This is a genomic window from Streptomyces macrolidinus (assembly GCF_023887685.1).
Lineage (GTDB): Bacteria > Actinomycetota > Actinomycetes > Streptomycetales > Streptomycetaceae > Streptomyces > Streptomyces macrolidinus.
The window spans coordinates 14,429-41,024 of sequence record NZ_JAMWMR010000028.1 but is presented as its reverse complement, the minus strand read 5'-3'; the positions used below and the strand labels follow the sequence as shown (position 1 = coordinate 41,024).

30 protein-coding genes and 1 riboswitch are annotated in these 26,596 nt (G+C 71.7%); of the genes, 18 read left to right on the top strand and 12 right to left on the bottom strand.

The features are described 5' to 3' along the window. The first annotated feature begins 19 nt into the window (after positions 1-19). The 6 genes from NGF19_RS25075 to NGF19_RS25050 all read left to right on the top strand — a co-directional run bounded on the left by NGF19_RS25075 (position 20) and on the right by NGF19_RS25050 (position 4,171). A complete protein-coding gene (locus NGF19_RS25075) occupies positions 20-469 on the top strand; it encodes a cupin domain-containing protein (protein ID WP_252427633.1) in 450 nt (149 codons plus the stop codon). Continuing rightward, positions 466-1,734 (top strand): beta-ketoacyl-[acyl-carrier-protein] synthase family protein, encoded by a 1,269-nt coding sequence (locus tag NGF19_RS25070; protein WP_252427632.1) that lies wholly within the window; start codon positions 466-468, stop codon positions 1,732-1,734. The genes NGF19_RS25075 and NGF19_RS25070 overlap by 4 nt, the downstream gene beginning before the upstream one ends. Beyond that, positions 1,731-2,969, top strand: coding sequence for a ketosynthase chain-length factor (locus NGF19_RS25065; protein ID WP_252427630.1), 1,239 nt, complete (start codon positions 1,731-1,733; stop codon positions 2,967-2,969). The genes NGF19_RS25070 and NGF19_RS25065 overlap by 4 nt, the downstream gene beginning before the upstream one ends. Positions 2,970-3,066: 97 nt before the next feature. Beyond that, positions 3,067-3,324, top strand: a complete 258-nt coding sequence (locus NGF19_RS25060) for a phosphopantetheine-binding protein (RefSeq protein WP_252427629.1) — start codon at positions 3,067-3,069, stop codon at positions 3,322-3,324. Positions 3,325-3,326: 2 nt separating this feature from the next. Further along, complete coding sequence (locus NGF19_RS25055) at positions 3,327-3,806, top strand: SRPBCC family protein (RefSeq protein WP_252427628.1); 480 nt, start codon at positions 3,327-3,329, stop codon at positions 3,804-3,806. A gap of 32 nt (positions 3,807-3,838) precedes the next feature. Further along, positions 3,839-4,171, top strand: coding sequence for a TcmI family type II polyketide cyclase (locus tag NGF19_RS25050; RefSeq protein ID WP_252427627.1), 333 nt, complete (start codon positions 3,839-3,841; stop codon positions 4,169-4,171). Positions 4,172-4,228: 57 nt separating this feature from the next. Here NGF19_RS25050 and NGF19_RS25045 read toward each other — a convergent pair whose 3' ends face one another. Next, entirely contained in the window at positions 4,229-5,143 is a 915-nt protein-coding gene (locus tag NGF19_RS25045; protein WP_252427625.1) for an aminoglycoside phosphotransferase family protein, read from the bottom strand. Here NGF19_RS25045 and NGF19_RS25040 point away from each other — a divergent pair. The 3 genes from NGF19_RS25040 (at position 5,130) to NGF19_RS25030 (ending at position 7,767) form a co-directional block, all read left to right on the top strand. Continuing rightward, positions 5,130-5,795, top strand: a complete 666-nt coding sequence (locus NGF19_RS25040) for a rhomboid-like protein (RefSeq protein WP_252427623.1) — start codon at positions 5,130-5,132, stop codon at positions 5,793-5,795. The genes NGF19_RS25045 and NGF19_RS25040 overlap by 14 nt on opposite strands. 10 nt (positions 5,796-5,805) lie before the next feature. Further along, positions 5,806-7,212 (top strand): NAD(P)/FAD-dependent oxidoreductase, encoded by a 1,407-nt coding sequence (locus NGF19_RS25035; RefSeq protein WP_252427622.1) that lies wholly within the window; start codon positions 5,806-5,808, stop codon positions 7,210-7,212. Positions 7,213-7,284: 72 nt separating this feature from the next. Further along, positions 7,285-7,767, top strand: coding sequence for a GNAT family N-acetyltransferase (locus NGF19_RS25030; RefSeq protein WP_252427620.1), 483 nt, complete (start codon positions 7,285-7,287; stop codon positions 7,765-7,767). A 1-nt stretch (position 7,768) separates the two neighbouring features. Here the strand turns inward: NGF19_RS25030 and NGF19_RS25025 are convergent, their stop codons facing one another. Further along, positions 7,769-8,449 carry a pentapeptide repeat-containing protein gene (locus NGF19_RS25025; protein WP_252427619.1) on the bottom strand — a complete coding sequence of 227 codons (681 nt, stop codon included), beginning with the start codon at positions 8,447-8,449 and terminating at the stop codon, positions 7,769-7,771. 194 nt (positions 8,450-8,643) lie between these two features. Between NGF19_RS25025 and NGF19_RS25020 the strand changes: the two genes are divergently transcribed. After that, the gene (locus NGF19_RS25020; protein ID WP_289737840.1) at positions 8,644-10,068 is read left to right on the top strand and encodes an MFS transporter; all 1,425 of its coding nucleotides are present in this window, start codon (positions 8,644-8,646) and stop codon (positions 10,066-10,068) included. A 218-nt stretch (positions 10,069-10,286) separates the two neighbouring features. On the opposite strand, the gene NGF19_RS25015 is transcribed toward NGF19_RS25020, so the two are convergent. Continuing rightward, positions 10,287-10,784 (bottom strand): hypothetical protein, encoded by a 498-nt coding sequence (locus tag NGF19_RS25015; RefSeq protein WP_252427616.1) that lies wholly within the window; start codon positions 10,782-10,784, stop codon positions 10,287-10,289. A 12-nt stretch (positions 10,785-10,796) separates the two neighbouring features. Beyond that, positions 10,797-11,741 (bottom strand): bifunctional GNAT family N-acetyltransferase/NUDIX hydrolase, encoded by a 945-nt coding sequence (locus NGF19_RS25010; protein ID WP_252427614.1) that lies wholly within the window; start codon positions 11,739-11,741, stop codon positions 10,797-10,799. A gap of 129 nt (positions 11,742-11,870) precedes the next feature. Here NGF19_RS25010 and NGF19_RS25005 point away from each other — a divergent pair, with 129 nt between their 5' ends. The 3 genes from NGF19_RS25005 (at position 11,871) to NGF19_RS24995 (ending at position 13,573) form a co-directional block, all read left to right on the top strand. After that, positions 11,871-12,713 carry a helix-turn-helix domain-containing protein gene (locus NGF19_RS25005; protein WP_252427669.1) on the top strand — a complete coding sequence of 281 codons (843 nt, stop codon included), beginning with the start codon at positions 11,871-11,873 and terminating at the stop codon, positions 12,711-12,713. Further along, complete coding sequence (locus tag NGF19_RS25000; RefSeq protein ID WP_252427613.1) at positions 12,695-12,982, top strand: DUF397 domain-containing protein; 288 nt, start codon at positions 12,695-12,697, stop codon at positions 12,980-12,982. The genes NGF19_RS25005 and NGF19_RS25000 overlap by 19 nt, the downstream gene beginning before the upstream one ends. A gap of 90 nt (positions 12,983-13,072) precedes the next feature. Continuing rightward, a complete protein-coding gene (locus NGF19_RS24995) occupies positions 13,073-13,573 on the top strand; it encodes a hypothetical protein (protein WP_252427611.1) in 501 nt (166 codons plus the stop codon). A 59-nt stretch (positions 13,574-13,632) separates the two neighbouring features. On the opposite strand, the gene NGF19_RS24990 is transcribed toward NGF19_RS24995, so the two are convergent. After that, complete coding sequence (locus tag NGF19_RS24990) at positions 13,633-14,208, bottom strand: TerD family protein (RefSeq protein WP_252427608.1); 576 nt, start codon at positions 14,206-14,208, stop codon at positions 13,633-13,635. Between the two features lie 185 nt (positions 14,209-14,393). On the opposite strand from NGF19_RS24990, the gene arfB reads away from it, so the two are divergent. Next, positions 14,394-14,822, top strand: a complete 429-nt coding sequence (gene arfB, locus NGF19_RS24985) for an alternative ribosome rescue aminoacyl-tRNA hydrolase ArfB (protein WP_252427607.1) — start codon at positions 14,394-14,396, stop codon at positions 14,820-14,822. Here the strand turns inward: arfB and NGF19_RS24980 are convergent. Continuing rightward, on the bottom strand, positions 14,819-15,334 hold the full coding sequence (locus NGF19_RS24980; RefSeq protein ID WP_252427605.1) for a GNAT family N-acetyltransferase: 516 nt from the start codon (positions 15,332-15,334) through the stop codon (positions 14,819-14,821). The two genes, arfB and NGF19_RS24980, sit on opposite strands and share 4 nt — an antisense overlap. A gap of 60 nt (positions 15,335-15,394) precedes the next feature. Further along, on the bottom strand, positions 15,395-15,970 hold the full coding sequence (locus tag NGF19_RS24975) for a flavin reductase family protein (RefSeq protein ID WP_252427604.1): 576 nt from the start codon (positions 15,968-15,970) through the stop codon (positions 15,395-15,397). A gap of 421 nt (positions 15,971-16,391) precedes the next feature. On the opposite strand from NGF19_RS24975, the gene cdgB reads away from it, so the two are divergent. Next, positions 16,392-18,152, top strand: a complete 1,761-nt coding sequence (cdgB, locus tag NGF19_RS24970; protein WP_252427603.1) for a diguanylate cyclase CdgB — start codon at positions 16,392-16,394, stop codon at positions 18,150-18,152. A 117-nt stretch (positions 18,153-18,269) separates the two neighbouring features. Continuing rightward, positions 18,270-19,208: a carbohydrate-binding protein gene (locus tag NGF19_RS24965; protein ID WP_252427602.1), complete on the top strand. Its 939-nt coding sequence runs from the start codon at positions 18,270-18,272 to the stop codon at positions 19,206-19,208. A 13-nt stretch (positions 19,209-19,221) separates the two neighbouring features. On the opposite strand, the gene NGF19_RS24960 is transcribed toward NGF19_RS24965, so the two are convergent. The 3 genes from NGF19_RS24960 to NGF19_RS24950 form a co-directional block, all read right to left on the bottom strand. After that, positions 19,222-20,151 carry a 1-phosphofructokinase family hexose kinase gene (locus tag NGF19_RS24960; protein WP_252427601.1) on the bottom strand — a complete coding sequence of 310 codons (930 nt, stop codon included), beginning with the start codon at positions 20,149-20,151 and terminating at the stop codon, positions 19,222-19,224. 126 nt (positions 20,152-20,277) lie between these two features. Next, positions 20,278-21,420 carry an N-acetylglucosamine-6-phosphate deacetylase gene (gene nagA, locus NGF19_RS24955; RefSeq protein ID WP_252427600.1) on the bottom strand — a complete coding sequence of 381 codons (1,143 nt, stop codon included), beginning with the start codon at positions 21,418-21,420 and terminating at the stop codon, positions 20,278-20,280. Further along, complete coding sequence (locus NGF19_RS24950; protein ID WP_252427599.1) at positions 21,410-22,384, bottom strand: ROK family protein; 975 nt, start codon at positions 22,382-22,384, stop codon at positions 21,410-21,412. The genes nagA and NGF19_RS24950 overlap by 11 nt, the downstream gene beginning before the upstream one ends. A gap of 100 nt (positions 22,385-22,484) precedes the next feature. Here NGF19_RS24950 and NGF19_RS24945 point away from each other — a divergent pair, with 100 nt between their 5' ends. Together NGF19_RS24945 and otsB are read left to right on the top strand one after the other, a co-directional pair. Beyond that, positions 22,485-22,712: a DUF3263 domain-containing protein gene (locus NGF19_RS24945; protein ID WP_252427597.1), complete on the top strand. Its 228-nt coding sequence runs from the start codon at positions 22,485-22,487 to the stop codon at positions 22,710-22,712. Positions 22,713-22,807: 95 nt separating this feature from the next. Further along, on the top strand, positions 22,808-23,659 hold the full coding sequence (otsB, locus tag NGF19_RS24940) for a trehalose-phosphatase (RefSeq protein ID WP_252427596.1): 852 nt from the start codon (positions 22,808-22,810) through the stop codon (positions 23,657-23,659). Between the two features lie 20 nt (positions 23,660-23,679). Here otsB and NGF19_RS24935 read toward each other — a convergent pair whose 3' ends face one another. Both NGF19_RS24935 and NGF19_RS24930 read right to left on the bottom strand, forming a co-directional pair. Continuing rightward, complete coding sequence (locus tag NGF19_RS24935; protein ID WP_252427595.1) at positions 23,680-25,110, bottom strand: alpha,alpha-trehalose-phosphate synthase (UDP-forming); 1,431 nt, start codon at positions 25,108-25,110, stop codon at positions 23,680-23,682. Positions 25,111-25,208: 98 nt separating this feature from the next. Further along, positions 25,209-26,180, bottom strand: coding sequence for a glucosyl-3-phosphoglycerate synthase (locus tag NGF19_RS24930; protein ID WP_252427667.1), 972 nt, complete (start codon positions 26,178-26,180; stop codon positions 25,209-25,211). 271 nt (positions 26,181-26,451) lie between these two features. Then, positions 26,452-26,595: riboswitch (SAM riboswitch) on the top strand. Position 26,596: the final 1 nt, after the last annotated feature.

The following is a 26,596-nucleotide window of genomic DNA, read 5'->3' as shown; positions in this document are numbered from 1 at the left end:
ACACCATCGGAGGAACGACGTGATCAAACCCCGTCCCAGAATCGTGGATCTCAGCGAGACCGACCCCAACCGCAGACGCGGAGGCGATCTGCGCGCCATGCTCACCCCGGCCACGGTCGGGTCCACCAGCGGATTCATGGGCGTGGCCATCGTGCAGCCCGGCGACCGCATCGGCGAGCACTATCACCCGTACTCCGAGGAGTTCGTGTACGTCATCTGCGGACAACTGGAAGTGGACCTCGACGGTGAGCCCACCCCGCTGCGGCCCGAGCAGGGGCTCATGATCCCCGCCTATATGCGCCACCGCTTCCGCAACGTCGGCGACGAGGAGGCCCGGCTCGTCTTCCACCTCGGACCGCTCGCACCGCGCCCGCAGCTCGGCCATGTCGACACCGAGGACGACGCCGCCGTCCCGGTCGCCGCCGCCGAGGGAGCAGGGGCGGCCGATCGAGACCAGGTTCCTTCATGACCCGGCGTGTGGCGGTCACCGGTATAGGCATCGTGGCACCGGGCGGCATCGGTGTACCGGCGTTCTGGGACCTGCTCGCGGCGGGCCGCACCGCGACGCGGGGCATCACGTTCTTCGACCCGAGCAGCCTGCGCTCGCGGATCGCCGCCGAGTGCGACTTCGACCCGGCGGCCCACGGGCTCGCGCCGGAGGACGTCGAACGCGCCGACCGGTACATCCAGTTCGCCCTGGCCGCGGGCGACGAGGCCGTCCGGGACGCCGGGCTCGACCTGGCCCGGGAGGACCCCTGGCGGGTGGGCGTTTCGCTGGGCACCGCGGTGGGCGGCACCACCCGGCTGGAACACGACTACGTCCAGGTCAGCCATCACGGCCAACGCTGGGACGTGGACCACCGCGAGGCGGACCCGCATCTTCACCGTGCGTTCTCGCCCAGCACGCTGGCCTCCATGGTGGCGGAGCGCTTCGGGGCCCGCGGGCCGGTGCAGACCGTCTCCACGGGCTGCACCTCGGGCCTCGACGCGGTCGGCTACGCCTTTCACACCGTCGAGGAGGGCCGGGCCGACATCTGTGTGACCGGGGCGTCGGACTCGCCGATCTCACCGATCACCATGGCCTGCTTCGACGCGATCAAGGCCACGTCCCCGAACAACGACGACCCGGCGCACGCCTCCCGCCCCTTCGACGCCGACCGTGACGGGTTCGTCATGGGCGAGGGCGGCGCGGTGCTCGTCCTGGAGGAACTGGAACACGCACGGGCCCGTGGCGCGCACGTGTACTGCGAGATAGGCGGATACGCCACCTTCGGCAACGCCTACCACATGACCGGCCTGACCAAGGAAGGCCTGGAGATGGCCAGGGCGATCGACGTCGCGCTGGACCACGCCCGGCTCGACGGCTCGGCGATCGACTACGTCAACGCCCATGGCTCGGGCACCCGGCAGAACGACCGTCACGAGACGGCCGCGGTGAAGCGGGCCCTCGGCCACCACGCCTACGACACGCCCATGAGCTCCATCAAGTCCATGGTGGGGCACTCCCTCGGGGCGATCGGGGCGATCGAGGTCGTGGCCTGTGTGCTGGCGCTGGCCCACCAGGTCGTGCCGCCGACCGCGAACTACGAGACCCCCGACCCCGAATGCGATCTGGACTACGTGCCCCGTGTGGCCCGCGAACGGAGACTGAACAGCGTGCTCTCCGTGGGCAGCGGGTTCGGCGGATTCCAGTCCGCGGTGATCCTGACCCGGCCGAGGGAGAGGACACGATGAACGCACCGCACGTCAGGCGTGCCGCCGTCACCGGAATCGGCGTCGTCGCGCCCAACGGAACGAGCACCGACGCGTTTTGGAAGGCCACCCAGGAAGGAGTGAGCATCCTCGACCGGGTCACCCGCGAAGGGTGCGAGCATCTGCCGTTGCGGGTGGCCGGTGAGGTCCGTTCCTTCGACGCGTCGGCGGCCGTCGAGGAGCGCTATCTGGTCCAGACGGACCGGTTCACGCACTTCGCGATGGCCGCCGCCGACCTCGCGCTGACGGACGCCCGGCTCGGCCAGGCCGATGTCGACGGCGCGCCGTTCTCCCTCGGCGTGGTCACCGCCGCCGGATCCGGCGGCGGCGAGTTCGGGCAGCGCGAGCTGCAGCGGCTGTGGGGCAAGGGAAGCCGGTTCGTCGGCCCGTACCAGTCCATCGCCTGGTTCTACGCGGCCAGCACCGGTCAGATCTCCATACGCCGTGGCTTCAAGGGCCCTTGCTCGGTCGTCGCCGCCGACGAGGCCGGCGGCCTGGACGCCCTGGCGCATGCCGCGCGGGCCGTTCAGCGGGGCACCGACGCGATCATGGCGGGTTCCACCGAGGCGCCGCTGGCCCCGTACTCGATGGTCTGCCAGCTCGGCTACGAGGAGTTGAGCACCGCCGAGGACCCGGCGCGGGCCTACCTCCCCTTCACCGAGGGCGCCCGCGGATTCGTGCCCGCCGAGGGCGGCGCCATGCTCGTCGTGGAGGAGGAGACCAGGGCCCGGGAGCGGGGCGTACCGGTCCGGGCCGTCATCGCCGGACACGCGGCGACGTTCACCGGCGCCTCTCGCTGGGAGCTGTCCCGCGACGGGCTCGCCCAGGCGATCCGCGGCGCGCTGCGCGAGGCGCGCTGCGCCCCCGAGGAGGTCGACGTCGTCTTCGCCGACGCCCTCGGGGTACCGGAGGCCGACCGCGCCGAGGCGCTGGCGATCACCGACGCCCTGGGCCCGCACGGCAGACAGGTGCCGGTCACGGCGCCCAAGACCGGTACGGGGCGCGGCTATTGCGCGGCGCCCGTCCTGGACACGGCCGCGGCGGTGCTCGCGATGGAGCACGGCCTGATCCCACCCACCCCCAACGTCTTCGACATCTGCCACGACCTCGACCTGGTGACCGGCCGCGCCCGCGCCGCCGAACCGCGCACGGCGCTGGTCCTCAGCCGGGGACTCATGGGGTCGAACTCGGCCCTCGTACTGCGGCTCGCCTCCTGAGAGAACCGAACGACCGACAGCCGAGGACCGAGGGGCGAACGACCGACCACGCGACGCCTCGCAGCGAGGCCGCCCTGGAGCAAAGGAGAGGAACCGCATGAGCGCATCCATCACCCTCGAAGAACTGGCCGAGCTGATGAAGCAGGCCGCCGGTATCACCGTGGCCCCGCAGGACCTCGAGGAGCAGTACGACTCCGCCTTCGACTCGCTCGGCCTCGACTCGCTGGGCCTGCTCGGCATCGTGGGCGAACTGGAGAACCGCCACGGCACGCCGATGCCGCCGGACGCCGAGCGGTGCAAGACGCCCCGGCAGTTCCTCGACCTCGTCAACAGCACCCTGATGGCAGGAGCCTGATCATGGCCGGACACACGCAGAACGAGATCATCATCGCCGCTCCGCTGGACCTCGTGTGGGACATGACCAACGACCTGGAGAACTGGCCGCAGTTGTTCAGTGAGTACGCGGCCGTGGAGATCCTCTCCCGCGAGGGCGCGAAGACGACGTTCCGGCTGACCATGCATCCCGATGAGAAGGGCACGGTGTGGAGCTGGGTCTCGGAGCGGGAGACGGACCGCGCCGGGCTCAGCGTCAAGGCCCGCCGCGTCGAGCCGGGCCCCTTCGCGTACATGGACATCCGCTGGCGCTACGAGGAGGTGGCCCAGGGCACCCGGATGGTGTGGGCGCAGGACTTCGAGATGAAGCCGGACGCCCCCGTGGACGACGCCTGGATGACCGACAACATCAACCGCAACTCGAAGATCCAGATGGAGCTCATCCGGGACCGCATCGAGAAGGTGGCGGCCCAGCACCGCCCGGCCTCGGTCCTGGCCGACTGATCCAGCGGGAGTACGGGACGGAGAGCAGGTCGATGTACCAAGAGTTGATCGTCGCCCGGATGGCCCCCGGCTCGGCCCCGGACATCGCCAAGGTGTTCGCGGAGTCCGACCGGGGGGAGCTGCCGCACCTCGTCGGGGTGGCCCGGCGCAGCCTCTTCCAGTTCGGGGACGTGTACATGCATCTCGTCGAGTCCGAGCGGGACCCCGGCCCCGCCATCGCCAAGGTGGTCGGGCACCCGGAGTTCCGGGACATCAGCGAGCGCCTGTCGGCGTACGTCAGCGCGTACGACCCGGAGACCTGGCGCTCGCCCAAGGACGCCATGGCGCACTGCTTCTACCGCTGGGAGCGTGACGCCACGACGTGAACAGCCGCCCACACGGCCGACGTTCGCCGGGCCCCCGACTCCGCGGGCCCGGCGACGTCAGCCGCGCAGCGTGCGTCCGATCTCCAACTGCACCGTCTCCAGCGGGCGGTCGTCATCGATCTCCCACAGGCAGTTCTGCAGCACCCGCCCCAGCGTCCAGGCCCGCGCCCGCTCCCGGTCCAGGCCGAGGGCGCCTGTCAGCGCGTCGAAGCGCCACCGGGTCTCGGCGGGGTCGTAGCGGTTGTCGAGGGCGGGCATGAGGTCGAAGCCGGGGTCGCCCGCGAGCGGCTTGGGGTCGATGGCCAGCCAGGGGGCGCGGTCGGCGGCGAGGACGTTGGCGTAGTGCAGGTCCCAGTGCAGAAGGCGGTCGCCGGGCTCGGAGACCACCTCGCGGACCGCCGCCGCGCAGTCCTCGATCAGTCGGCGGTCGGCGGGGTCCGGGATGCGTTCCAGCGTCCGGGGCACCTGCTCCAGCATCCCCTGTGCGATGTCGCCCAGTCGGCGTATTCCCGCCGGGGCGGGCCGGGAGGTCAGCCGGGCCAGCAGCTCGGCGATGACGAGGACGGCCTCGCGGGCGTCCGGCAGGTCCGTGAGCGCGCGCTCGTGGTCGAGGCGTTCCAGCAGGAGCGTGCAGGTCGCCTCGTCGTGCTCCAGCAGCCGTACGGCCCCCTCGCCGCCCCAGGCCCGCAGCGCGAGCGGCTCGCCCGCGCTCTCCGCGTCCAGGAGCTGGAGCTTCAGCGCGGCCGGTGTCCCCTCGGCCCGGCGCACCGGAAGGACCAGCGCGCACACCCCGTACATCGACGGCCCGTCGACCCGCAGCCGCCAGCGCTCCAGGAACTCCGCCGCCCGCCTGGGCAGGTCCGCGACGAACGCGCGCCCCGCGTCCCCGTTGAACATCTCCTGTGAGGCGGCCAGCTCGCCAGGCACCGGAATCACCTCCCCGACGATACTGGCGAGTGTGAAGCGGGGCATACGTTTCCGACGTCTGCCCGGGGCAGCGGCGGCCTACGTCCGCAGCGCCCCGGGGACCTACCTCTGGCTGCTGCTCCTGTGCCTCACCACGGTCGCCCTGCGCCATATGCCTCCGGGGGTGGCCGAGCACTTCCTGCGCAAGCGCTCCACGAACCTCCACGAGCTGTCGTCCCACCCCGTACGGGCCCTCATCGCCAGCGCGATGTGGACAGAGGGCGGATACGTCCTGCCGTACGCCGTGCTCTACACCGTCTTCCACGCCCAGGCGGAGCGCTGGCTGGGCACCGTGCGCTGGCTGGCCGTGTGCCTCGCCGCGCACGTCCTGGCCACGCTCGCGAGCGAGGGCGCGCTGCTGCTCGCCATCCGGGACGGCAGCGCCCCACGCTCGGCGGTCAACGCCCTTGACATAGGCGTGAGTTACGCGCTGGTCGGGGTGGTGGCGGTGCTCACGTACCGGATCGCGTCGCCCTGGCGGTACGCGTATCTGGCGGGCGTCCTGCTGGTGTGCGGGACCCCGTTCGCCCTCGCACCCGATTTCACCAGGTTCGGACATCTCGTCTCGGCGGTGATCGGTCTGGCCTGCCGACCGCTGGTGGTGGGGCGGGGAGAACCATGGAATCCGAAGGAGACACTGGCCGCTCTCAGGGATTAACGTCCCGCGCATGAGCAGCGCAGCGAACAGCGTGGTCAACGGCGGTGTCTCCTACTGGTACGCGGACGACGGCCTCCCCGCCCCGCGGGAGCCCCTCGCCGGGGACGCGTCCGCGGACGTGGTGATCGTCGGCGGCGGCTACACCGGCCTGTGGACCGCGTACTACCTCAAGAAGGCCGCGCCGTTCCTGCGGATCACGGTGCTGGAGCAGAAGTTCTGCGGCTACGGCGCCTCCGGGCGCAACGGCGGCTGGCTCTACAACGGCGTCGCGGGCCGCGACCGGTACGCGAAGCTGCACGGCCACGAGGCCGCCGTACGGCTCCAGCAGGCGATGAACGAGACGGTCGCCGAGGTCGTACGGGTCACCGAGGACGAGGGCATCGACGCGGACGTATACGTCGGCGGTGTCCTGGAGGTGGCGTACACGCCCGCGCAACTGGCCCGGCTGAAGGCGTTCCACGAGCACGAGCTGTCGTACGGCGAGAAGGACCGCGAGCTGTACGGCGCCACGGAGACCGCCGAGCGGATCCGTGTCGCGGACGCCGTCGGCTCGACCTGGACCCCGCACGGGGCGCGGCTGCACCCGGTGAAGCTGGTCAAGGGCCTCGCGGCGGCCGTCGAGGCGCTCGGCGTGACCATCCACGAGCAGACCCCGGTCACGGAGATCCGCCCGAAGCACGCGGTGACGCCGTACGGCACCGTCCGAGCGCCCTATGTGCTGCGCTGCACCGAGGGGTTCACGGCGTCGCTGAAGGGCCAGCGGCGCACCTGGCTGCCCATGAACTCCTCGATGATCGCGACCGAGCCGCTGACCGACGAGCAGTGGGCGGAGATCGGCTGGGAGGGCCGCGAGACGCTCGGCGACATGGCGCACGCGTACATGTACGCGCAGCGCACCGCCGACGGCCGGATCGCGCTCGGCGGGCGCGGGGTGCCCTACCGCTTCGGCTCGCGCACGGACAACGACGGCCGCACCCAGCCGGCCACCGTCGAGGCCCTGCGGGAGATCCTCGTCCGCTTCTTCCCGTCACTCGCCGGGGTGAACGTGACCCACGCCTGGTCGGGCGTGCTCGGGGTGCCGCGCGACTGGTGTGCCACGGTGACCCTGGACCGCTCCACGGGGCTCGGCTGGGCGGGCGGTTACGTCGGCTCGGGCGTGGCCACCACGAACCTCGCCGCGCGCACGCTGCGCGATCTGGTCCAGCAGGACTCCGGCCAGGCGGGCGCGACCGAGCTGACCGCGCTGCCGTGGGTGAACCACCGGGTGCGGAAGTGGGAGCCGGAGCCGCTGCGCTGGCTCGGGGTGCACGGCATGTACGCCACCTACCGCACGGCCGACCGGCGCGAACTGACCACGCACAGCGCCGAGTCCTCGAAGCTGGCCCGGATCGCGGACCGGGTGGCGGGACGGCACTGAGCCGCCGGACCACCGGACGGTCGCGTTCCGGGGGCTTGCCGGGACCCGCCACCCTTGTGTGACACTGCCGCCATGATCCGCACCGCGACCCCCGCCGACGTCCCCCTCATCCACACGATGATCCGTGAGCTGGCCGAGTACGAGAAGGCCTCGCACGAGGCGCGGGCGACGCGGGAGCAGCTCCACGAGGCCCTGTTCGGCGAGCGCCCGGCGGCCTACGCCCATGTCGTCGAGGACGGGACGGGCGAGGTCGTCGGCTTCGCGCTGTGGTTCCTGAACTTCTCCACCTGGCGCGGCGTGCACGGCATCTACCTGGAGGACCTGTACGTCCGCCCGCAGGCCCGCGGCGCCGGGTACGGCAAGGCGCTGCTGACGGAACTGGCCCGCCTCTGCGTCGCCCGCGGCTACGAGCGCCTGGAGTGGTCGGTGCTCGACTGGAACACCCCGGCCATCGGCTTCTACAAGTCCCTGGGCGCCCGCCCGCAGGACGAGTGGACGGTGTACCGGCTGACGGACGAGGCGCTGGCGGAACTGGGCGGCGGCGAGCAGGGCTGACTCAGTCGGCGACCCGCAGCCCCATCTCCGCCGCCAGCACGGGGGCCAGGTCCAGGAGCTGGGCGTGGCTGATCACCGCGCCGGACAGCCGGTCCACTCCGCGGGCGATGTCCAGCTCCGCCGCGCCCCGCAGGTCCACGTCCACCAGGGTCGCGGCCGTGAGGTCCGCGCCCTTCAGGACGCAGTCCGTGAACGCGACGCGCTCCAGCCGGGCGGCCCCGAAGTCCGGCTCGACGAGGACACAGCCCTCGAAGACGACGTCCTTGAGCCTGGCCTTGCGCAGGTTCAGGTAGTCGATCTTGCCGCCGCGCACCAGGACCCGCTCCAGCACCGCGCCGTGCAACTGCACGCCGCCGAGCCGGGCCTCCACCAGCTCCACATCGCGCAGCGTCGCCTCGGCCAGGTCCGTGCCCACGCCCCGTATGCCCGTGAGGACCGAGTCCAGGAACCGCGCATGGCGCAGCCGGGTCTCGTCCACCGCGCAGCCCGTCAGCGCGCAGTCCATGAACCGGGCGCCGCCGCCGTCCTGCCCGACGAAGTCCGCGTCCCGGAACTCCAGCCCGTCGTAGTCCCCGTCCGGCGTCAACTCCCCCTCGTCGAACGCCATCAGCTCCGGCAGCCGCACCTCAGGCCTGCGCGCCGCCTTCACCACCCGCTTCCCGACCCGCTTGCCGTGCACCATGTCCCCATCGTGCACCCCACCACTGACAACGCCCCCGACAGGCCTCCCTGACCGGCCCTTCCCTGACCTGTCCTGAAGGTGCGTTACGTGGTGATCCATGGTCTTCTGGCAGGGTGATCGCCCTCCGAGCGGGAGAGCCCGCGGCAGCCGAGGACGCCGATCCCCGCCGCTGGTGGGGCCTGGTGGTCATCGCCATGGCCCAGTTGATGGTGGTCCTGGACGCGACGATCGTGAACATCGCGCTGCCGTCCGCCCAGCACGACCTCGGTATCTCCGACGGCAACCGCCAGTGGGTCGTCACCGCGTACACCCTGGGCTTCGGCGGGCTGCTCCTGCTCGGCGGCCGGGTCGCCGACCTGGTGGGCCGCAAGCGGACGTTCGTCATCGGGCTGATCGGCTTCGCCGGGGCGTCGGCGATAGGCGGCGCGGCCACCACGTCCGGGATGCTCTTCGGCGCCCGCGCGCTCCAGGGCTCCTTCGCCGCCGTCCTCGCCCCCTCCGCGCTCAGCCTGCTCACGATCACGTTCACCGATCCGCGGGAACGCGGGAAGGCCTTCGGCGTCTACGGCGCCGTCGCGGGGAGCGGCTCGGCGATCGGGTTCCTCGCGGGCGGGCTGCTGACCCAGTACCTCGACTGGCGCTGGTGTCTGTATGTCAACGTCCCCGTCGCGATCGTCGCCGTCGTCGGCGCCCTGACCGTGCTGCGCGACCGCCCCGGCCACGCGGGTGCCCGCCTCGACGTCCTCGGCGTGCTGCTGGGCTGCGGCGGGCTGGTCGCACTCGTGTACGGGTTCAGCGAGGCGCAGCCGCGGGGGTGGGCCGACCCGGTGGTGCTGGCCCTGTTCGCGGTGGGGGCGGTGCTGCTCGCGGTGTTCGTGTGGTGGCAGTCGCGGGTGCCGCGCCCGCTGCTGCCGCTGCACATCCTTCAGGACCGCATCCGGGCCGGGTGCTTCCTGACGATGTCCCTGGCCGTCTTCAGCGTCTTCGGCGTCTCTCTGCTGCTGACCTTCTGTCTCCAGGTCGTCCTCGGCTACTCGCCCCTGCGGACGGGCCTCGGCTATCTGCCGATGACCCTCGCGAGCGTCGTGGCCTCGACGCAGATCTCGGCCCGGCTGCTGCCCCGGGTGGCGCCGCGCATGCTGATGGCACCGGGCACGATGCTGACGGCGACCGGGATGGCGCTCCTGACCCGGATCACGGTGGACTCCGCGTACGCCACGGAGATCCTGCCCGGTCTCGTGCTGATGGGCCTGGGCATGGGCCTCACCTTCATGCCCATCTACGCGACCGCGACCGCCGGGGTCGCGCCCCATGAGTCGGGCGTGACCTCGGCCGCCGTCAGCACCTCGCAGCAGGTGGGCGGCTCCGTCGGGACGGCCCTGCTGAACACCCTGGCGACGACCAGCGGCACGGCCTACCTCGCCGCGCATCTGCACGACCCCGCCGAGCGGGCGACGGTCGTCCGGCAGGGCACGGTGCACGGCTTCACGGTCGCCCTCTGGTGGGCGGCGGGCGTCATGCTCCTCGCGGGCCTGGCCGCGATCCTGATGGTCGAGGCGAAGCCCGCGGCCCACGGCCCGGCCCCGGTGGCCCTGCCGCAGGACGCGCGCCGCTGCTGACAGCGTTACTAGGGCCTGTGTCGAGTTGCCCGTCGTCCGCCCGGAGGGCGGGCGTCGCGGCGTCTGGTGCTGGGGGCACCTCCCACGCCCTTCAGGCAGTGGGGGAGCCTCGCAAGGCGGAGGGTCGCCCGCGTACTGGGCGTACGCGGGCGAGCCCGACAACGCGGCGAGGTGTCGTGCCAGGCGTCGCGACGCAGGCGGGCAACTCGATACAGGCCCTAGATCCGGGGGAAGCGGGCTTCGAGCGTCCAGATCGCCGGGTTGTCCCGCAGGTCCTCGTGGAGGTCGGTCAGGTCGGCGATCAGGTCGTGCAGGAAGTCCCGTGCCTCGCGGCGCAGTTCGGTGTGGGAGAAGGTGAGCGGCGGCTCGGACGCCGGGAGCCACTCCGCCTCGATGTCCACCCAGCCGAAGCGGCGCTCGAAGAGCAGGCGGTCGGTGGACTCGGTGAAGTCCAGCTCCGCCTGCTGCGGCCGGGCGGCGCGACTGCCGAGCGGGTCACGGTCGAGCCGCTCGACGATGTCGCACAGCGCCCACGCGAAGTCGAGCACCGGCACCCATCCCCAGGCTGTGGACAACTCCCGGTCCGTCTTGGTGTCGGCGAGATAGACGTCACCGCAGAACAGGTCGTGCCGCAGGGCACGGACGTCCGCACGGCGGTAGTCGGTCTGCGGCGGGTCGGGGAAGCGGTTGGAGAGGGCGTAGCCGATGTCGAGCACGGGCTGATGGTGTCACGGCCGCAGCGTGCTCAGCAGCTCGGCCAGGCGGGGCGGCCATACGGACTCCGATGTCTCGACGAGCTCCCGCCGGGTCCACCAGCGCCACCCGAGGATGCCGTCCTCGGCGTGGGCGGCGGCCAGGTGGGTGCCGCTCGGGTCGCGGCGCGGGCCGTGGGTGACGTAGATGTGCTCGTGCTGGTGGACCGGGGTCCCGGCGTAGGCGAAGTCGTGTTCCCACGTACACAGCAGCGGACCGGGCTCCAGATCAGTCCAGCCGGTCTCCTCACGCAGCTCGCGCACGGCGGCCTCGTGCGGGGTCTCGCCCTCGTCGAGGCCACCGCCGGGCAGCGCCCAGTACACGCCCACCTCGACGTTGTCGTAGCGGAAGAGGAAGACCGAGCCCTCGGGGTCGACCACGGCGACGCGGGCCGCCCGGCGCGGGGTGCGCAGCTCCTTGCGCAGTACGGCACAGGGGCGGCCGAGCCTGCGGTCCGAGCGGTGGTCGAGGGTCTCGTAGCCGAGCGCCGTCCAGAAGGCGAGGCCCTTGGGGTTGTTCGCCAGCACGGCGAGCCGGACGGCGGTGCGGCTCGCGAGGCGGAAGCGTTCCTCGACCAGTGACGCCAACTGCCGTCCGTGCCCGCGTCGTTGGTCCTTGCCGTCGACCATCAGCAGCCCGATCCACGGGTCGGGGTCGGCCGGATCGGGGTGATGGGCGAGCGTGATCGCGATCCCTACGAGGCGCTCTGCGTCGCGGGCGAGGAGAACCTCCGAGTCAGGGTTCGCCAACTCCTCGACCAGCGCGGCCTGCACCTGCTCGGGACGGATGTCGTCCGGGTCCGGGAAGTCACCGCTGAGGGCGTGGAACTCGCGGTGGGAGGCGTACAGCGCGGTGAGTTCGGCGAGCAGCGGGGCCGGGATGTCGTGGCCAGGGGTGAGGAGGAGCGGGGTGAGGATCATGCTCTGCAACGTAGGGGACAGCAGGGGCTGTACGCAGTCAGAGTGTTCTTTCGGCGAACGCCTGCGCGCGGCGCGAGGGCGTAACTACCTTGCGTCTTCCGAGAGGTACGACGCCGAGTGGAGGACGCGATGCCGCCGAGACGGGTGATCACGGGGCGCAGCCAGGAGCCGCGCAGGCGCTTCGCGGAGGAGCTGCGGTTGCTGCGTACGGAACGGGGGCTGAGCCTGCGCAAGCTGGGTGAGGCGCTGGGCTGGGACTGGTCGCTGTTCGGGAAGATGGAGAGCGGCCAGACGCTGGGGAGCCCGGAGGTGGTGCAGGCGCTGGACCAGTACTACGGGACACCGGGGTTGCTGCTGGCGTTGTGGGAACTGGCGGTGGGGGATCCGTCGCAGTTCAAGGAGCAGTACCGGCGGTACATGTTGCTGGAGGCTGAGGCGATGAGCCTGTGGCACTTCGGGGTGAGCACCATTCATGGTCTGCTTCAGACCGACGATTACGCACGCGAGGTGCTTGCGCTGGGCGGAGCCAAGGGCAAGGAGTTGGACCAGCAGGTCGAAGCGCGCACCGGACGACGGAAGTTGCTGGAGGGGGAGGAAGCGTCGCCGTTCCGCGCACTCCTTACGGAGGCGGTTCTCCGTACGCCGCTGGGCAATGCGGGGGAGTGGCGAGAGCAGTTGGAGTTCTTGCTCGACGCGTCGGAGCGCCCGAACATCACGCTTCAGGTGCTGCCGCAGGATGCTGGTCTGCACGGGCTGGTGAGCACCGACGTGATGTTCCTGCGATTGCTGGACGGGCGTACGGTGGCGTACACAGAGAACGCCCATCGTGGTGAACTCATCGAGGAAAACAGCTCTGTTGAGCGGTTGCAGCGTGCGTACGATGCGATGCGCGACGTGGCTCTGAACCCGGTCGAGTCGCGCAAGTTCGTCCTGCGGATGGTGGAGGAAGTGCCGTGCGAGCGATCGACCTGACCCGTGCGACGTGGCGCAAGAGCAGCTACAGCAATCCGGACGGCGGCGCCTGCATAGAGGTCTCAGACGACTTCCTGAGCACAGCCGCCTGGCGCAAGAGCAGCTACAGCAACCCGGACGGTGGCAACTGCGTCGAGGTCGCCCACAACCTCCCCTCCGTCGTCCCCGTCCGCGACAGCAAGGACCCCGCCCGCGGAGCGCTCGTCTTCGAGGCCGCCGCCTGGGCGTCGTTCGTCGGTGCGGTCAAGTGTGACGGGCTCCGGGGCTGAATCCGGGCAACTCTCCCGCTCCGGGTGAATTCCGGTGGGCGCTCCGCGTGTAGCGGGGCCCCACCCTCCGGTCCTGCTACACCGGCGCCTATGAGTTGGACAGGACACTTCCACGGCTACGGCCCCTGGATCGGTTCGCCCGACCAGTACCACCGAGAAGGTGACCGGCGGCCCGTCCACCCCGACCCCCCGGCGCCGCCCGTCTCGGACGACGACAAGGTGGCCGTCCGCGTGCAGCAGCGGTATCGCGAGGTGGCCGCCGAGTTCGCGACCTCCGAGCTGCCGCCCATGATGTCGGGCCACTGGCTGATGAAGCGCGGCCGGACCTCGGCCGAACGGACCTGGGACGACTCGGCCGTGGTCCTGGACTGGCTGACGCGGCAGTTCCTCGACCATCCGCCGATGGAGCGCGAGGACGGGCGTCAGGCGTACGTGGACCTGGACACCAAGCGCGCGTACGTGCTCGACGTACTGCCCGTCGGCGTGGACGTGAGCTGGGTCTACTACAACCGCTCGGGCGGCATCGTGTCGCTCAACGTCGTGTGCTGCCCGAACCGGCATCACCCCGGGCTGACCTGCCCGCTCGGCTGACGCAAGGCGAAGGCCCCCCGAACTCGCGGATCACCGGGGGGCCTTGGCGCCGATCATCGTCAGACGTTGACGCCGAAGTCCTGGGCGATGCCGACCAGGCCCGAGGCGTAACCCTGGCCCACCGCGCGGAACTTCCACTCCGCGCCGTTGCGGTACAGCTCGCCGAAGACCATGGCCGTCTCCGTGGCCGCGTCCTCCGAGAGGTCGTAGCGGGCGATCTCCTGGCCGCCCGCCTGGTTCACCACGCGGATGTACGCGTTGCGGACCTGGCCGAAGTTCTGCGAGCGGGTCTCCGCGTCGTAGATGGAGACCGGGAAGACGACCTTGTCGATGTCGGCCGGGAGCCCCGCCAGGTTGACGTTGATCGCCTCGTCGTCGCCCGCGCCCTCGCCCGTGCGGTTGTCGCCGGTGTGGACGATCGTGTTGTCCGGGGTCTGCTTGTTGTTGAAGAAGACGAAGTGCTGGTCCGAGTAGACCTTGCCCTCGGGGTTGACCGCGATCGCGGACGCGTCGAGGTCGAAGTCCGTACCCGTGGTGGTGCGGACGTCCCAGCCCAGGCCCACGGTGACGGCGGTCAGGCCCGGGGCCTCCTTGGTGAGCGAGACGTTGCCACCCTTGGACAGGCTTACAGCCATGGTGGGGAGTTCCTTCCCTGGTCGCGTACGCGGTGCGTTGTGTGCGGCTTCGTACGGTCACGAAGCTACCGCTATCGGTTGCAACGTCGAGAGGGGTCCCCATGGTTCCGGCCCCCTTTACTTTCTTTACCCGATTGCACGAAAACGGGGTGACGCGGCTCGGACAGGCGCGCGACCATGGAGGCATGTCCGGTCCTTACGTCATCCGTGGCTCCGTCTCGCTCCCCGAGGCCGAGCTGATGTGGCGTTTCTCGCGCTCGTCCGGACCCGGTGGACAGCACGTCAACACCAGTGACACGCAGGTGGAGTTGCGCTTCGACCTCGCGAACACCGAGGCGCTGCCCGCAGTGTGGAAGGAGCGGGCCCTCGAACGGCTCGCGGGGCGCCTGGTGGACGGCGTCGTCAGCGTGCGCGCCTCCGAGCACCGCTCGCAGTGGCGCAACCGCGAGGCCGCCGCCGTACGCCTCGCCTCCCTGCTCGCGGAGGCGAGCGCCCCACCGCCCCGGCCCCGCCGGGCGACGCGTATCCCGCGCGGCATCAACGAACGCAGGCTGCGCGAGAAGAAGCAGCGCTCGGAGACCAAGCGAGGCCGTTCAGGGCGCGATTGGGGCTAGCACGTAGCGGTCTGGCGCAGGTCCAGTACGCCCACCGTCTCGTCCTCGCTCGTCTCGCCGGTCTTCCGGAAGCCGAGCCTCAGATAGAACTCCTCGGGGCCGTCCGGTCCGGGATGCCAGGTGACGTAGAGCTGGTCGCCGCCCCGGCGCTGTATCTCGGTGGCCACGGACTCCACGGCGAACCGGCCGTACCCCCGGCCCTGTTCACCCGCCGCGATGTTCAACCGCCACAGGCCGGAACGGAAGACCGTGCCGTCGCCGTGCCAGTCGATGTCGAAGAAGGCCATGAGGAAGCCCACCGCACGCTCGCCGTCGACGATCAGACGCGGCCAGGCGACGCCCGCGGGATGGACGTACGCCTCCGCCAGTGACCGGACGACGGGGGAGACGGCGTGCTCCTGGTCCGGGCGGACCTGGATCCCGATCGCGGCGTCGAAGTTCCGGGGTGTGACCTCTTCGAGGCGCGGGGCGGTCGTCGTCTGGTTCTGGTCTGTCGCTGTCATCGGGGTCATCCGCGCACGGTAGGCGGGAAGATCACCGGTCGGCCACGGAATTACCGCTCGCGCCCGGCGTCAGCCCAGGTGCCGGTAGCGCCCCCGGAAGTACAGCAGCGGTCCGCCGTCCGCGCTCGGGACCTCGGCCGTGAGGACCCGGCCGATGACCAGCGTGTGGTCGCCCGCGGGCACCCGCTGCTCCGTACGGCACTCCAGGGTCGCGAGGGCCCCGCCGACCAGCGGTGCGCCACTGGTCTCGCCGCGCACGTACGGGATGTCCTCGAACAGCAGCCGGTCGCTGATGCGACCCTTCATCGCGAAGCGGCCCGCGATGTGCCGCTGGCTCTCCGCGAGGACGGAGACCGCCCACATCGGCTGCTCGGCGAGCAGATCGTCCATCCGGGACCCCTCGCGCAGACTCACCAGGACCAGCGGCGGGTCCAGGGACACCGACAGGAAGGCGGTCGCCGTCATGCCGACGTCCTCGCCGCGCGGCCCGTCCGGGGTCAGCGCCGGCTCGTGCGCGGTCACCAGGACCACACCCGCGGCCAGCCGGGACATGGCGGCGCGGAACTCGTCGTTGCTCACCCCCTCAGCATGCCCGGAGGCGGGCGGGACGGCGGGGACGCAGGGGGCGGCAGGAGTCTTGAGCACGTGAGCACGCTAGTCGCCGTCCCCGGGCCGACACATCGGACCAAAGCCCCGATCGGGACCTAGGACCAGCGCCGGACCGCAGGTCGGAGCCCGTCCTCGTCCTCGTCTCAACCCGCCCTGGGCGTACGTGAGTTGACGCGTATGATCGCACCGTCTCCACAGGCCCGAGGCGTGCTCGGGAAGCGCACGGGAAGCGCGAGAGTCCCCGCTCAACCACCCACACATAGCTGTGACTTGAGTCACAGGAGTCGTTATTTGTTGACCCTGTGTACCTAGTGGGCAGCGCGCTGTGATTCAGTGGCGGTGACGCTGCACCACGCTACCTACGGAGTACGCGCAGTAGCGTCGGCGAGACAGACCGAGAGAACCGTGGAACCCGACGCGTCCCTGGAGTTGCTGCGAGACCTCGAGGGGAGGGCGAGTGGAGGCCGAATCCGAGCCGTACGTCCGTCTTGCGACCCTGCGACAGTTGCATCAGGTGATGGCGGACATGAACACCGCCCGCAGCCTGGCGGACACCCTCCAGACCGTCGCCGAAGGCGTCGTCAGCGGCCTCGGCTACGAACTGGCGGCCGTCAACCTCGTCCGCTCGGACGGCGACCTCGTCGTGGCCGCGTTCGCCGGTGACCCCGCCGCCGAGGCGCTGATCACCGGCCGCGTCGGCTCCCGCGCCTCCTGGGAGCGCCGGCTGGACATGGGCGAGGCCTGGGGAGACCTGCGGTTCATACCCCACACCGAGGGCTGGATCCTCGACGAGGACGACGTACCGCAGTGGTACACCGGCGGCCCCGATCCCCGCTTCGAGGACGAGTGGCACCCCTCCGACCGCCTCTTCGCCCCCATGCGCACGCCCAACGTCCCGGGCGGTGCCGCGGGCGAACTCATAGGGATCATCTCGGTGGACCGCCCGCGCAACGGGCGACGGCCCGGCGCCTGGGGGCGCGAGGCGCTCCAGATGTACGCGTTCCAGGCCGCCATCGCCATCAGCAACGCCCGGCTGCGGGCCAACATGCAGCGGGCGCTGGTCCGTCTCGAGCGGGAGCAGCAGGCCCTGCGCGCCAGCGAGGAGTCCTTCCGCCAGGCCTTCGAGTACGCGCCCTCCGGCATGGCCATCGCCGAGCTGGGCGGCGACCAGCACGGGCGGATCCTGCGGACCAACGACGCGCTCTGCCGACTGCTCGGCCGCCCCGCCTCCGCCCTGCGCCGCTACTCCTTCGCCGACCTCGTCCACCCCGAGGACATAGGCACCCTGCTGCGCACCTCCGCGGAGGGCGGGCGGGCCGAACTCCGGCTGGTGCGCCGGGACGGCACGTATGTATGGGTGTCGCTGCGCAACTCCGTCGTCGCCGACGCCGCCGACGGGCCCCGCTTCCTGCTCACCCACGTCGAGGACATAGAGGAACGCAAGCGCCGCGAGCTGCAGCTCGCCCATCGCGCCTCCCATGACTCCCTCACCGGCCTGCCCAACTCGGCCGAGCTGCGCTCCCGGTTGTCCGCCCGCCTCTGCCAGCGCCCGCACGCCCTGCCGCCGAGCGCGGCCGACTCCCTGGACGCCGCGTACGGGAGCCATGCGGCCGGTCATCCGGCGGCGTACGAAGGCGGCGGCGCGCACCGCGCGGATCATCCGGTCGTGTACGAAGGCGACGCGGGGCCGGGCGCGGGGCATCCGGCCGGGTACGAGAGCGGCGGGCACGCCTTCGACCTCCATGCAGGGCCCGGACCGTACGACGCCTTCGACCACCATGTGCACACCGTCACCCCCGAAGGCGGCATGGACGACGGCACGAAGGGGCTCGCGGTGCTCTTCTGCGACCTCGACGGCTTCAAGTCGATCAACGACCGCTTCGGGCACAACGCGGGCGACGCCGTCCTGATCGAGGTCGCCCGGCGGCTCAGCAACGGCGTGCGCGACGGGGACACGGTCGCGCGGCTCGGCGGTGACGAGTTCGTCGTCCTCGCCGACGGGCTCGGCAAGGCCGACGCGCAGGACCTCGCGGTGCGGCTGCGCAACGAGATCATCCAGCCCATCCGGGTCGACGGCCGCGCGATGCGGGTCGGCGCCAGCTTCGGTATCGGCTGGGCCCATTGCGGCATGACGGCCGACGAAGTGTTGAAGTCGGCTGACGAACGGATGTACGTAGAGAAACGATCTCGTCCCAAACAGCACAGGCGCGCGGGCTGAACCGCAGGTCAGCGAATGGGTGACGGGGAGAACACCCGTAGGGGTTCCTGGGAGCAGGTAGGCTCGCCATTCAGCCACATACGCATCTGGACCCGCACCTGTTGAGGAGACCAAGGGATGACGGCCGGCGACAACGGCGCGAGCACGCCCGAGGACGACGACCCGTTCGGCTACCTCTACGCCGATGGCCAGGCCAACGGTGCCCAGCCACCCACCGGTGGCTACGGCTACCCGGGCTCCGTCAACAGAGTGCGTGCGGTCGGACAGCGTCAGTACGGCCAGCCGCAGCAGCCCCCCGCGGGCGCCTACGGCCAGCCGCCCCAGCAGGCGTACGGCCAGCCGAACGCGCACTACGCGGCGCCCGAGACCATGCCGGGCGGCGCGCCGACCCGGCAGACACCGATGGGTCCGGGCGGCGGCGCGGGCGGCCGGGGCCGCGGGCCCAACACCAAGGTGCTGCTGATCGGCGCGGTCGCGGTGGTGGCCGCGGTCGTGATCGGCATCAGCGTCGCGATGATCGGTGGCGACTCGAAGGACGACGAGGCCGACAACCGGCCGACGGTCACCGAGACGACCGAACAGGCCACCGAGCCGAGCGAGCCCACGACGACCAAGCACCCGCCGAAGAGCGCGGACCTGCCGAAGACGGACGCGAAGGCGCTGAAGCTGGACGGCGGCGCGGCGGCGGCGTCCGACGTCAAGGGCGCCAGGTCCGAGGACGGGTCCTATGTGACGCTCAACCAGGCCGGTGCCGCCCTGACCTGGTCCGTGGACGTCCCCACGACCGGCAAGTACACGCTGTACAGCAACTACGGCGTGCCGGGAACCGACGGCAACGCCACCCTGTCGGTCAACGGCACACCGCAGACCAAGCCCCTGGAGCTGAAGAACTTCGCGCAGGCGCCCGAAGGCGACTGGGAGAAGGGCTGGACGAACCGGTACAACTGGATCGAGCTGAACAAGGGCACCAACACGATCCGGATCTCCTGCGAGCAGGGGAACCAGTGCAACGCGAACTTCGACCAGTTGTGGCTGGCGGAGGGCTGGAAGCAGTAGTCCCCCGGCGGGATCACGCCGCCGTCGCCTCGCCCGTCACCGTCACCTGCTCCAGCAGCTCCTCGTACGTCCGCCGGTCGAACTCGCCCGCCACCGGGGCCAGTACCGTCGCCGTCGACAGGGCCACCGCGCGGGTCAGGCGGTCCGGCCAGGGCAGGTGTTCCACCAGGCCCGACAGCAGGCCCGCGACCGCCGCGTCGCCCGCGCCCGTCGGGTTGCCCCGGACGCGGCGCGGTGGGGCCGCGCGCCAGCGGCCCTGAGCGGTCACGGCGAGCAGGCCCTCGGCGCCCAACGAGGCGACCACCGTGTGCGCCCCGCGTCGGCGGGCGTCCTGCGCGGCCCGCAACGGCTCGTGCGAGCCGGTGAGTTCGGCCAGTTCGTCGGCGTTCGGCTTGACGATGTCCGGGCGGGCCGCGACCCCGCGACGCAGCGGTTCACCACTGGTGTCGAGCAGCACGGGCAGGCCCGACGTGCGTGCGGTGCGCACCAGTCGGGCGTACGCGCCCACCGGCACCCCCGGCGGCAGACTGCCGCACAGGGCCACGGCCGAGGCGGAGCGCACCAGTTCCTCGTACGTCGTCAGGAACGCCGACCAGTCCTCGGGGGTGATCTCCGGTCCCGGCTCGTTGAGTTGGGTGGCGTCGCCGGTGCTGTCGTCGACCACCGCGACGGTGCGCCGGGTCACGCCCTCGACCGGGATCAGCGCGTCCACGATGCCCGGCGAGTGGGCGAGTTGGTCCTTGAGGGAGCGGCCGGTCGCGCCGCCCGCGAAGCCCGTGGCGGTCACCTCGTGGCCGAGCGCGGCGAGGACACGGGCCACGTTCAGGCCCTTGCCGCCGGGCCGTTCGGTCACCTCGGTCACCCGGTGCGAGGTGTGCGGCCTCAACGCCCGTACGTGATAGGTGACATCGAGAGCGGTGTTCAGCGTGACCGTCAGGATCACCCGGTGGACCTCCCTCGCATGCGGATGTGGCGCGTGCCGCGGCGCGGTGCGGCACGATCATGCCAAACGGCTCGGCGGCCGTCCCACCCGCCCCGGGCGACCGCCGTACGCCAAAACGCTGACGAATCAGCCCAGTTGCGGATCGACTACCCACTCACCCCGGCGCATCACACCCTTGAGGCCGAACTCCTCGTCCAGCAGCACCAGATCGGCGTCCTTGCCGGGCTCCAGGGAACCCACCCGGTCGTACACGCCGAGCAGCTTCGCCGGGTTGACGCTGAGGGCGGCGACGACGTCCTCGACCGGAAGCCCGTCGAGCGTGACGGCCCGCCGGAACGCCCGGTCCAGGGTGAGCGTCGAGCCCGCGATCGAGCCGCCCTCCACCAACCGCGCCACGCCCTCGGTGACCTCGACCTCCAGCGGGCCGAGCAGATACCGGCCGTCGCCGCTCCCGGCCGCGTCCATCGCGTCCGTGATGAACGCGACCCGCCCCGCGCCCGCGTGATGGAACGCCAACTGCAGCGAGGCCGGGTGCAGATGCGTACCGTCGTTGATCAACTCGACCGTGACCCGCTCGTCTTCGAGGAGCGCGGCGACGGGACCGGGCGCGCGGTGGCCGAGTTGCGGCATCGCGTTGAACAGATGCGTCGCGACGGTGGCGCCCGCGTCGATCGCCGCCACCGTCTGCTCGTACGTCGCGTCCGTGTGCCCGATCGCCGCGATCACCCCGTGCTCGGCGAGCAGCCGCACGGAGTCGACACCGCCGGGCAGTTCGGTGGCGAGCGTGACCATCTTCGCCCGGCCGCGGGCCGCCTCGATCAGCTTGCGCACCTGCGCCGGGTCCGGGTCGCGCAGCAGGGACTCGGAGTGCGCGCCCTTGCGGCACGGGGAGATGAACGGCCCCTCGAAGTGGATCCCGGCGATGTCGCCCTGCTCGGCCAGTTCGGCCAGCAGCCCGGCCTGGCGGGCGAGCACGTCGAGGTCGTCGGTGACGGTCGAGGCGACGACGGTGGTGGTGCCGTGCAGCCGGTGGGCGCGGACGACCGTCAGGGCCTCCTCGGCCGTGCCCGCGAAGGACGCGCCGCCGCCCCCGTGGTTGTGCAGATCGACGAAGCCGGGGACCAGCCAGTGCCCGGTGACATCGACGGTCTCCGCGCCCTCGTCGGCGCGCTCGGCGATCCGGGTGCCCGTCACGGCGACGCGGCCCTCGGGCACGATCCCGGTGGGCAGCACCACGCGGGCACCGGAGAGAACCTTGCTAGCGGCCATCACGGGGTACCTCCGGGGAGTCAGCGGTGTGGTCCGGGTCGGCGGATTCGTCGAGGAGATCCCAGGCGAGGAGTCCCGCGCCCAGGCAGCCGGCCGTGTCGCCGAGGGCGGCGGGGACGATGGACGGCAGCTTCTGGAAGGTGACGCGGCGCCGCACGGCCGCGCGCAGCGGGGTGAACAGCGTCTCGCCCGCCTCGGCGAGCCCACCGCCGATGATCATCGTTCGCGGGTCCAGCAGGGTGAGCGCGGTGACCAGGCCGTCCGCGAGTGCGTCCACGGCGTCCTGCCAGACCTTCAGGGCCCGCGGGTCCCCGGACTCCACGGCCTTGGCGCAGTCGGCCGCGTCCGCCTCGGGGTCGCCGGAGGCCTCGGCCCAGGCGTCGCTGACGGCCGCCGCGGAGCCGTACCGCTCCAGACAGCCGTACTGGCCGCACGGACAGGCGAGGCCGCCGGGCCGTACGACGACATGGCCGATCTCGCCCGCGAAGCCGTGCGCCCCGGCCTCCACCCGGCCGCCGATCCCGATGGCGCCCGCGATGCCGGTGCCCAGCGGCACGAACAGGAAGCGGTCCGCCCCCCGGCCCGCGCCGATCCGGCCCTCGGCGAGCCCGCCGGTGCGGACGTCGTGCCCGAGCGCGACGGGCGCGCCGCCCAGGCGGCGGCTGAGCAGCGCGCGCAGCGGTACGTCGCGCCAGCCGAGGTTGGCGGAGTAGGCGGCGATGCCCTGGTCGGCGTCGACGATGCCGGGGACGGCGACGCCCGCGGCCACCGCGGGCACGCCGAACCGCCGCTCGCCCTGGGCGCGCAGCTCGGCGGCGAAGCCGAGGATCGACTCCACCACGGCGTCGGGCCCGCGCTCGCGTTCGGTCGCCCGGCGCGCCTGGTGCAGCAGCTCACCTCCGGCCCCTACCAGGGCAGCCTTCATCCCGGTGCCGCCCACATCGAGGGCGATGACATGTCTCACGGTGACAGTGTGGCGCCTTGGCCGAGAGAGGTCTAGTCCACTCGGTCAGTCCGGTCGGTGCGGGAAGCACCCTGTCGGCCCTCCCGGTTACCGTTCCCTCATGGACGACCTCACCCCGCGCGAACTGGCCATCCTCGCCCTGGAGGGGCGCGGCTTCGCCGGGCCGGGCGCGAAGGAGCGCGCCATACGCGAGCAACTGGGCCTGGCCCCGGTCCGCTACTACCAGTTGCTCAACGCCCTCCTGGACGACCCCAGGGCCCTCGCCCACGCCCCGGTCACCGTCAACCGCCTGCGCCGCGTCCGGGAGTCCCGCCGCAAGGAACGCTGACGCGGCGCACACCGGACGGCACACATCCGGCCGACTCCCGCCGGACGGGTGTGCACTCGGTGCCACTCCGCGCGCGGGCGCACTAGCCTCGACCCATGGGCAGCCACACGGACTCCTTGCCGACGCCCGCGACCCCCGCCGGGCGTGACGGTCTCGACGCCATCCTCACGCGGCCCGACCGGGCCGCCCTCGTGTTCGACTTCGACGGGACGCTCGCCCCCATCGTCCCCGACCCCGACCAGGCCCGTCCCCACCCCGACGCGGTCCCCGCCCTCGCGGCGCTCGCCCCGAAGGTCGCCGCGCTCGCGGTGCTCACCGGCCGCCCCGCCGGGGTCGCCGTCCGCCAGGGCGGCTTCGCGGGCGTGCCAGGCCTCGACCACCTCGTCGTCCTCGGCCACTACGGCGCCGAACGCTGGGACGCCCGCACCGCCACCGTCACGGCCCCCGCCCCGCCCCCCGGCGTCGCCGCCGTCCGCGCCGAACTGCCCGGATTCCTGGACCGGATCGGCGCCTGGCGCGGCACCTGGATCGAGGAGAAGGGACGCGCGCTCGCCGTCCACACCCGCCGCGCCGAGGACCCGCAGGCCGCCTTCGACGCCCTGCGTGGACCCCTCACCGACCTCGCCGCCCGCCACGGCCTGATCGTCGAGCCCGGCCGACTGGTCCTGGAGCTGCGGCCTCCGGGCATGGACAAGGGCGTGGCCCTGCTGGAGTACGTCCGCGAGACGGGCGCCGAAGCGGTCCTGTACGCGGGCGACGACCTCGGCGACCTCGCCGCCTTCGCCGCCGTCGACAAGCTCCGCTCCGACGGCGTCGAGGGCCTGCTCGTGTGCAGCGGCAGCGACGAGGTCAGGGAACTGGCCGACCGTGCGGACCTGGTGGTGGACGGCCCGGCCGGGATCGTCGACCTCGTGCGGGCGCTGACGCGGCGGCTGAACCGGGAGTGACCCGAGTTGCCTCGGAGGGCTCACGCCTCCAGCGCCGCCAACTGGTCCAGGAACCACTGGCCGGGCGGCAGCGCCGTGGCCCGGGCCGCCAGCGCCTTCGACCGCTCGGCACGCTCCGGCGCGGGCATCGACAGGGCCTCGTGCAGCGCCGCCGCCGTCCCCACGACGTCGTACGGGTTCACCGTCACCGCGTCCTCGCCCAACTCCTCGTGCGCCCCCGCCTCCCGTGACAGCACCAGCGCACAGCCCTCGTCGGAGACCACCGGGACCTCCTTGGCGACCAGGTTCATCCCGTCCCGGATGGGGTTGACCAGGGCCACGTCCGCCATCCGGTACGCGGCCAGGGAGCGCGCGAAGTCGTCCTTCACATGCAGCTCCACCGGGGTCCAGTCCGGCGTGCCGTAACGGGAGTTGATCTCCTCCGCGACCCGCCGGACCTCCGCCGTGTACGCGCGGTAGACGGCCAGATCCTGCCGGGACGGATAGGCGAAGGCGACATGGACGACCCGCTCGCGCCACTCCGGACGCGACCGCAGCAGCTCCTCGTACGCCAGCAGCCCCCGCACGATGTTCTTCGACAGCTCCGTACGGTCGACCCGCACGATCGTCCTGCGTGGCGTCCCGTCCGGCGCCGAGCCGATCTGCTCGCGCAGCACGGCCAACCACTCGTCCACGTCCGGCCTGTGGGCCCGCTCCCGCAGGAACTCCGCGTCCGCGCCGAGCCCGTGGACACCGACGCGCTCGCCCGAGGGGATCCCCGGGCCGAGCACCGCATGACAGCAGTCCGTGAACGCGTCCGCCCAGCGCCGGGTGAGGAACGCCGCCCGGTCCGCGCCCAGGATCCCGCCGAGCAACTGCGCCGCGATGTCGTCCGGCAGCAGACCGAAGTACTCCGGCGGCGCCCACGGGGTGTGCGAGAAGTGGCCGATGCGCAGGTCGGGGCGCAGACCGCGGAGCATCCGGGGCGTCAGGGCGAGGTGGTAGTCCTGGACCAGGACCGCCGCGCCCTGCGCCGCCTCCTCGGCCAGCGCCTTGGCGAACGCCTGGTTGTACGCCTCGTACGACGCCCACTGCCGCCGGAACTCCCGGCCGAAGGCGGGCTCCAGCGGGGTCTGGTACAGCATGTGGTGCACGAACCACAGCACCGAGTTCGCGACGCCGTTGTACGCGTCCGCGTACACCCCCGGGTCGATGCCGAGCATCCGGACGCGCTGCCCGCCCGTGTCGGCGGTGTCCAGCGCCCCGCCGGTCCGCCGTACGGCCTCGCGGTCGCCCTCGCTCAGCGCCGCGCAGACCCAGACCGCGTCCGCGTCCGGACCGATCGCCGACAGACCCGACACCAGCCCGCCCCCGCCGCGCCGGGCCACGAGCGCCCCGCTCTCCTCCACGGTGTACGAGACGGGGCCGCGATTGGACGCGACAAGGATGCGGGCGCCTTCTGTGACAGCCATGCCGGGAAACCTAGCCCGGCCCCGAAACGCCCAAACGCGCGGTTCGGCCGTCTGCGAAGCCGTGGCCGGAAAGGGGCGTCGGCCGCCGGGCGCGAGGCTCAGGCCGCCGTGCGCTTCACGTACTCCGCTATCTCCACCATCGGTGGCCGCTCCTCCGTGTCCACCGGGTAGGTGCGCGGCTCGAAGCCCGCCGCGCCCCGCTCGAACTGGGTGAGGGACGGGCGGATCAGATGGCCGCGGGCCAGGCGGAGCTGCGCGGTGCGGTAGATCGCGGCGGCCATCCGGCCCAGCGCCTGGCCGTCCTGGTGGCGGTGGATGCGCACCCCGACGTCGACCTGCGCGAGAGCGTACAGGCCCACCAGATGCAGCGCGTCGACCAGCATGCCCAGCTCCACCCCGTACCCCACCGGGAAGGGGAGCCGCTCCAGCAGGGAGCGACGGGCCGCGTACTCGCCGCCGAGCGGCTGGACGAACCCGGCGAGCTGCGGCCAGTGCATGTTGAGCAGCGGGCGCGCCATCAACTCCGTGACCCGGCCGCCCTGACCCGCCGCGGTCGCGGCGCCGGTGCGGTCGCCGGGCAGGGTCAGCGGGCGGTCGTACATCGCCTTCACCAGGTCCACGTCCGGGTCCGTGAGCAGCGGGCCCACGATCCCGACGACGAAGTCCGACGAGAACTCCCGCAGGTCCGCGTCGACGAAGCAGACGATGTCGCCGCTGGTGACGAGCAGGGAGCGCCACAGCACCTCGCCCTTGCCGGGCACGGCCGGGATACGCGGCAGGATCGTGTCGCGGTGCACCACCCGCGCCCCGGCCGCCGCGGCCACCTCGGCCGTACGGTCCGTGGAACCCGAGTCGACCACGACGATCTCGTCCACCAGCGGAACCCGCTCCACGAGATCACGGTGAATGACGGCGACGATCTCGCCGACCGTCTCCTCCTCGTCGAGTGCCGGCAGCACGACACTGACCGACGAACCCGAGTCCCGTTTCGCCGCCATGATCGCGTGAAGCGGGCGATCGGCCACGGACCAGGAGCGCGTCCTCAGCCAGCGCTCGACTTCTTCCAGCACGGTCTTCGGCTCCTCACATACGTTCGACAGGCACATCGACAGGGACATGGGCAGGGACATCGGCAGGGACATCGAGAAGGTCAGCAGAGGCGATCGAGAGATCATCGAGAGGTGATCGAGAGTCTCCACGAACAAGTGTCCGCGTGACCCATCTCGCGCTTCGGACGACTATCTCAACCCACCTGGCCTTCGGTTACAGTCTTGGGCAACGCCGACGGACTTCCGAAGCCGGGGGTCGTCGCCTGCGTGTATCAGAGAAACAACTCCATACCGCTCATCCAGAGGGGCAGAGGGAAACGGCCCGGTGAAGCCCCGGCAACCCTCCAGTCGGTACTCGTCGTTGATCGCGAGGCTCCCGGCTAGGGAAGGTGCCAAATCCGTCTCATGACGAAGTGCGTCATGAGGAAGATGAGGAG

Excerpts from the sequence above, each read along its gene's own strand:
- NGF19_RS25070 (WP_252427632.1), top strand. The coding sequence starts at position 466 with ATGACCCGGCGTGTGGCGGTCACCGGTATAGGCATCGTGGCACCGGGC.
- NGF19_RS25065 (WP_252427630.1), top strand. The coding sequence starts at position 1,731 with ATGAACGCACCGCACGTCAGGCGTGCCGCCGTCACCGGAATCGGCGTC.
- NGF19_RS25060 (WP_252427629.1), top strand. The coding sequence starts at position 3,067 with ATGAGCGCATCCATCACCCTCGAAGAACTGGCCGAGCTGATGAAGCAG.
- NGF19_RS25055 (WP_252427628.1), top strand. The coding sequence starts at position 3,327 with ATGGCCGGACACACGCAGAACGAGATCATCATCGCCGCTCCGCTGGAC.
- NGF19_RS25050 (WP_252427627.1), top strand. The coding sequence starts at position 3,839 with ATGTACCAAGAGTTGATCGTCGCCCGGATGGCCCCCGGCTCGGCCCCG.
- NGF19_RS25045 (WP_252427625.1), bottom strand. The coding sequence starts at position 5,143 with ATGCCCCGCTTCACACTCGCCAGTATCGTCGGGGAGGTGATTCCGGTG.
- NGF19_RS25035 (WP_252427622.1), top strand. The coding sequence starts at position 5,806 with ATGAGCAGCGCAGCGAACAGCGTGGTCAACGGCGGTGTCTCCTACTGG.
- NGF19_RS25030 (WP_252427620.1), top strand. The coding sequence starts at position 7,285 with ATGATCCGCACCGCGACCCCCGCCGACGTCCCCCTCATCCACACGATG.
- NGF19_RS25025 (WP_252427619.1), bottom strand. The coding sequence starts at position 8,449 with ATGGTGCACGGCAAGCGGGTCGGGAAGCGGGTGGTGAAGGCGGCGCGC.
- NGF19_RS25020 (WP_289737840.1), top strand. The coding sequence starts at position 8,644 with ATGGCCCAGTTGATGGTGGTCCTGGACGCGACGATCGTGAACATCGCG.
- NGF19_RS25010 (WP_252427614.1), bottom strand. The coding sequence starts at position 11,741 with ATGATCCTCACCCCGCTCCTCCTCACCCCTGGCCACGACATCCCGGCC.
- NGF19_RS25005 (WP_252427669.1), top strand. The coding sequence starts at position 11,871 with ATGCCGCCGAGACGGGTGATCACGGGGCGCAGCCAGGAGCCGCGCAGG.
- NGF19_RS24995 (WP_252427611.1), top strand. The coding sequence starts at position 13,073 with ATGAGTTGGACAGGACACTTCCACGGCTACGGCCCCTGGATCGGTTCG.
- NGF19_RS24990 (WP_252427608.1), bottom strand. The coding sequence starts at position 14,208 with ATGGCTGTAAGCCTGTCCAAGGGTGGCAACGTCTCGCTCACCAAGGAG.
- arfB (WP_252427607.1), top strand. The coding sequence starts at position 14,394 with ATGTCCGGTCCTTACGTCATCCGTGGCTCCGTCTCGCTCCCCGAGGCC.
- NGF19_RS24980 (WP_252427605.1), bottom strand. The coding sequence starts at position 15,334 with ATGACCCCGATGACAGCGACAGACCAGAACCAGACGACGACCGCCCCG.
- NGF19_RS24965 (WP_252427602.1), top strand. The coding sequence starts at position 18,270 with ATGACGGCCGGCGACAACGGCGCGAGCACGCCCGAGGACGACGACCCG.
- nagA (WP_252427600.1), bottom strand. The coding sequence starts at position 21,420 with ATGGCCGCTAGCAAGGTTCTCTCCGGTGCCCGCGTGGTGCTGCCCACC.
- NGF19_RS24945 (WP_252427597.1), top strand. The coding sequence starts at position 22,485 with ATGGACGACCTCACCCCGCGCGAACTGGCCATCCTCGCCCTGGAGGGG.
- otsB (WP_252427596.1), top strand. The coding sequence starts at position 22,808 with ATGGGCAGCCACACGGACTCCTTGCCGACGCCCGCGACCCCCGCCGGG.
- NGF19_RS24935 (WP_252427595.1), bottom strand. The coding sequence starts at position 25,110 with ATGGCTGTCACAGAAGGCGCCCGCATCCTTGTCGCGTCCAATCGCGGC.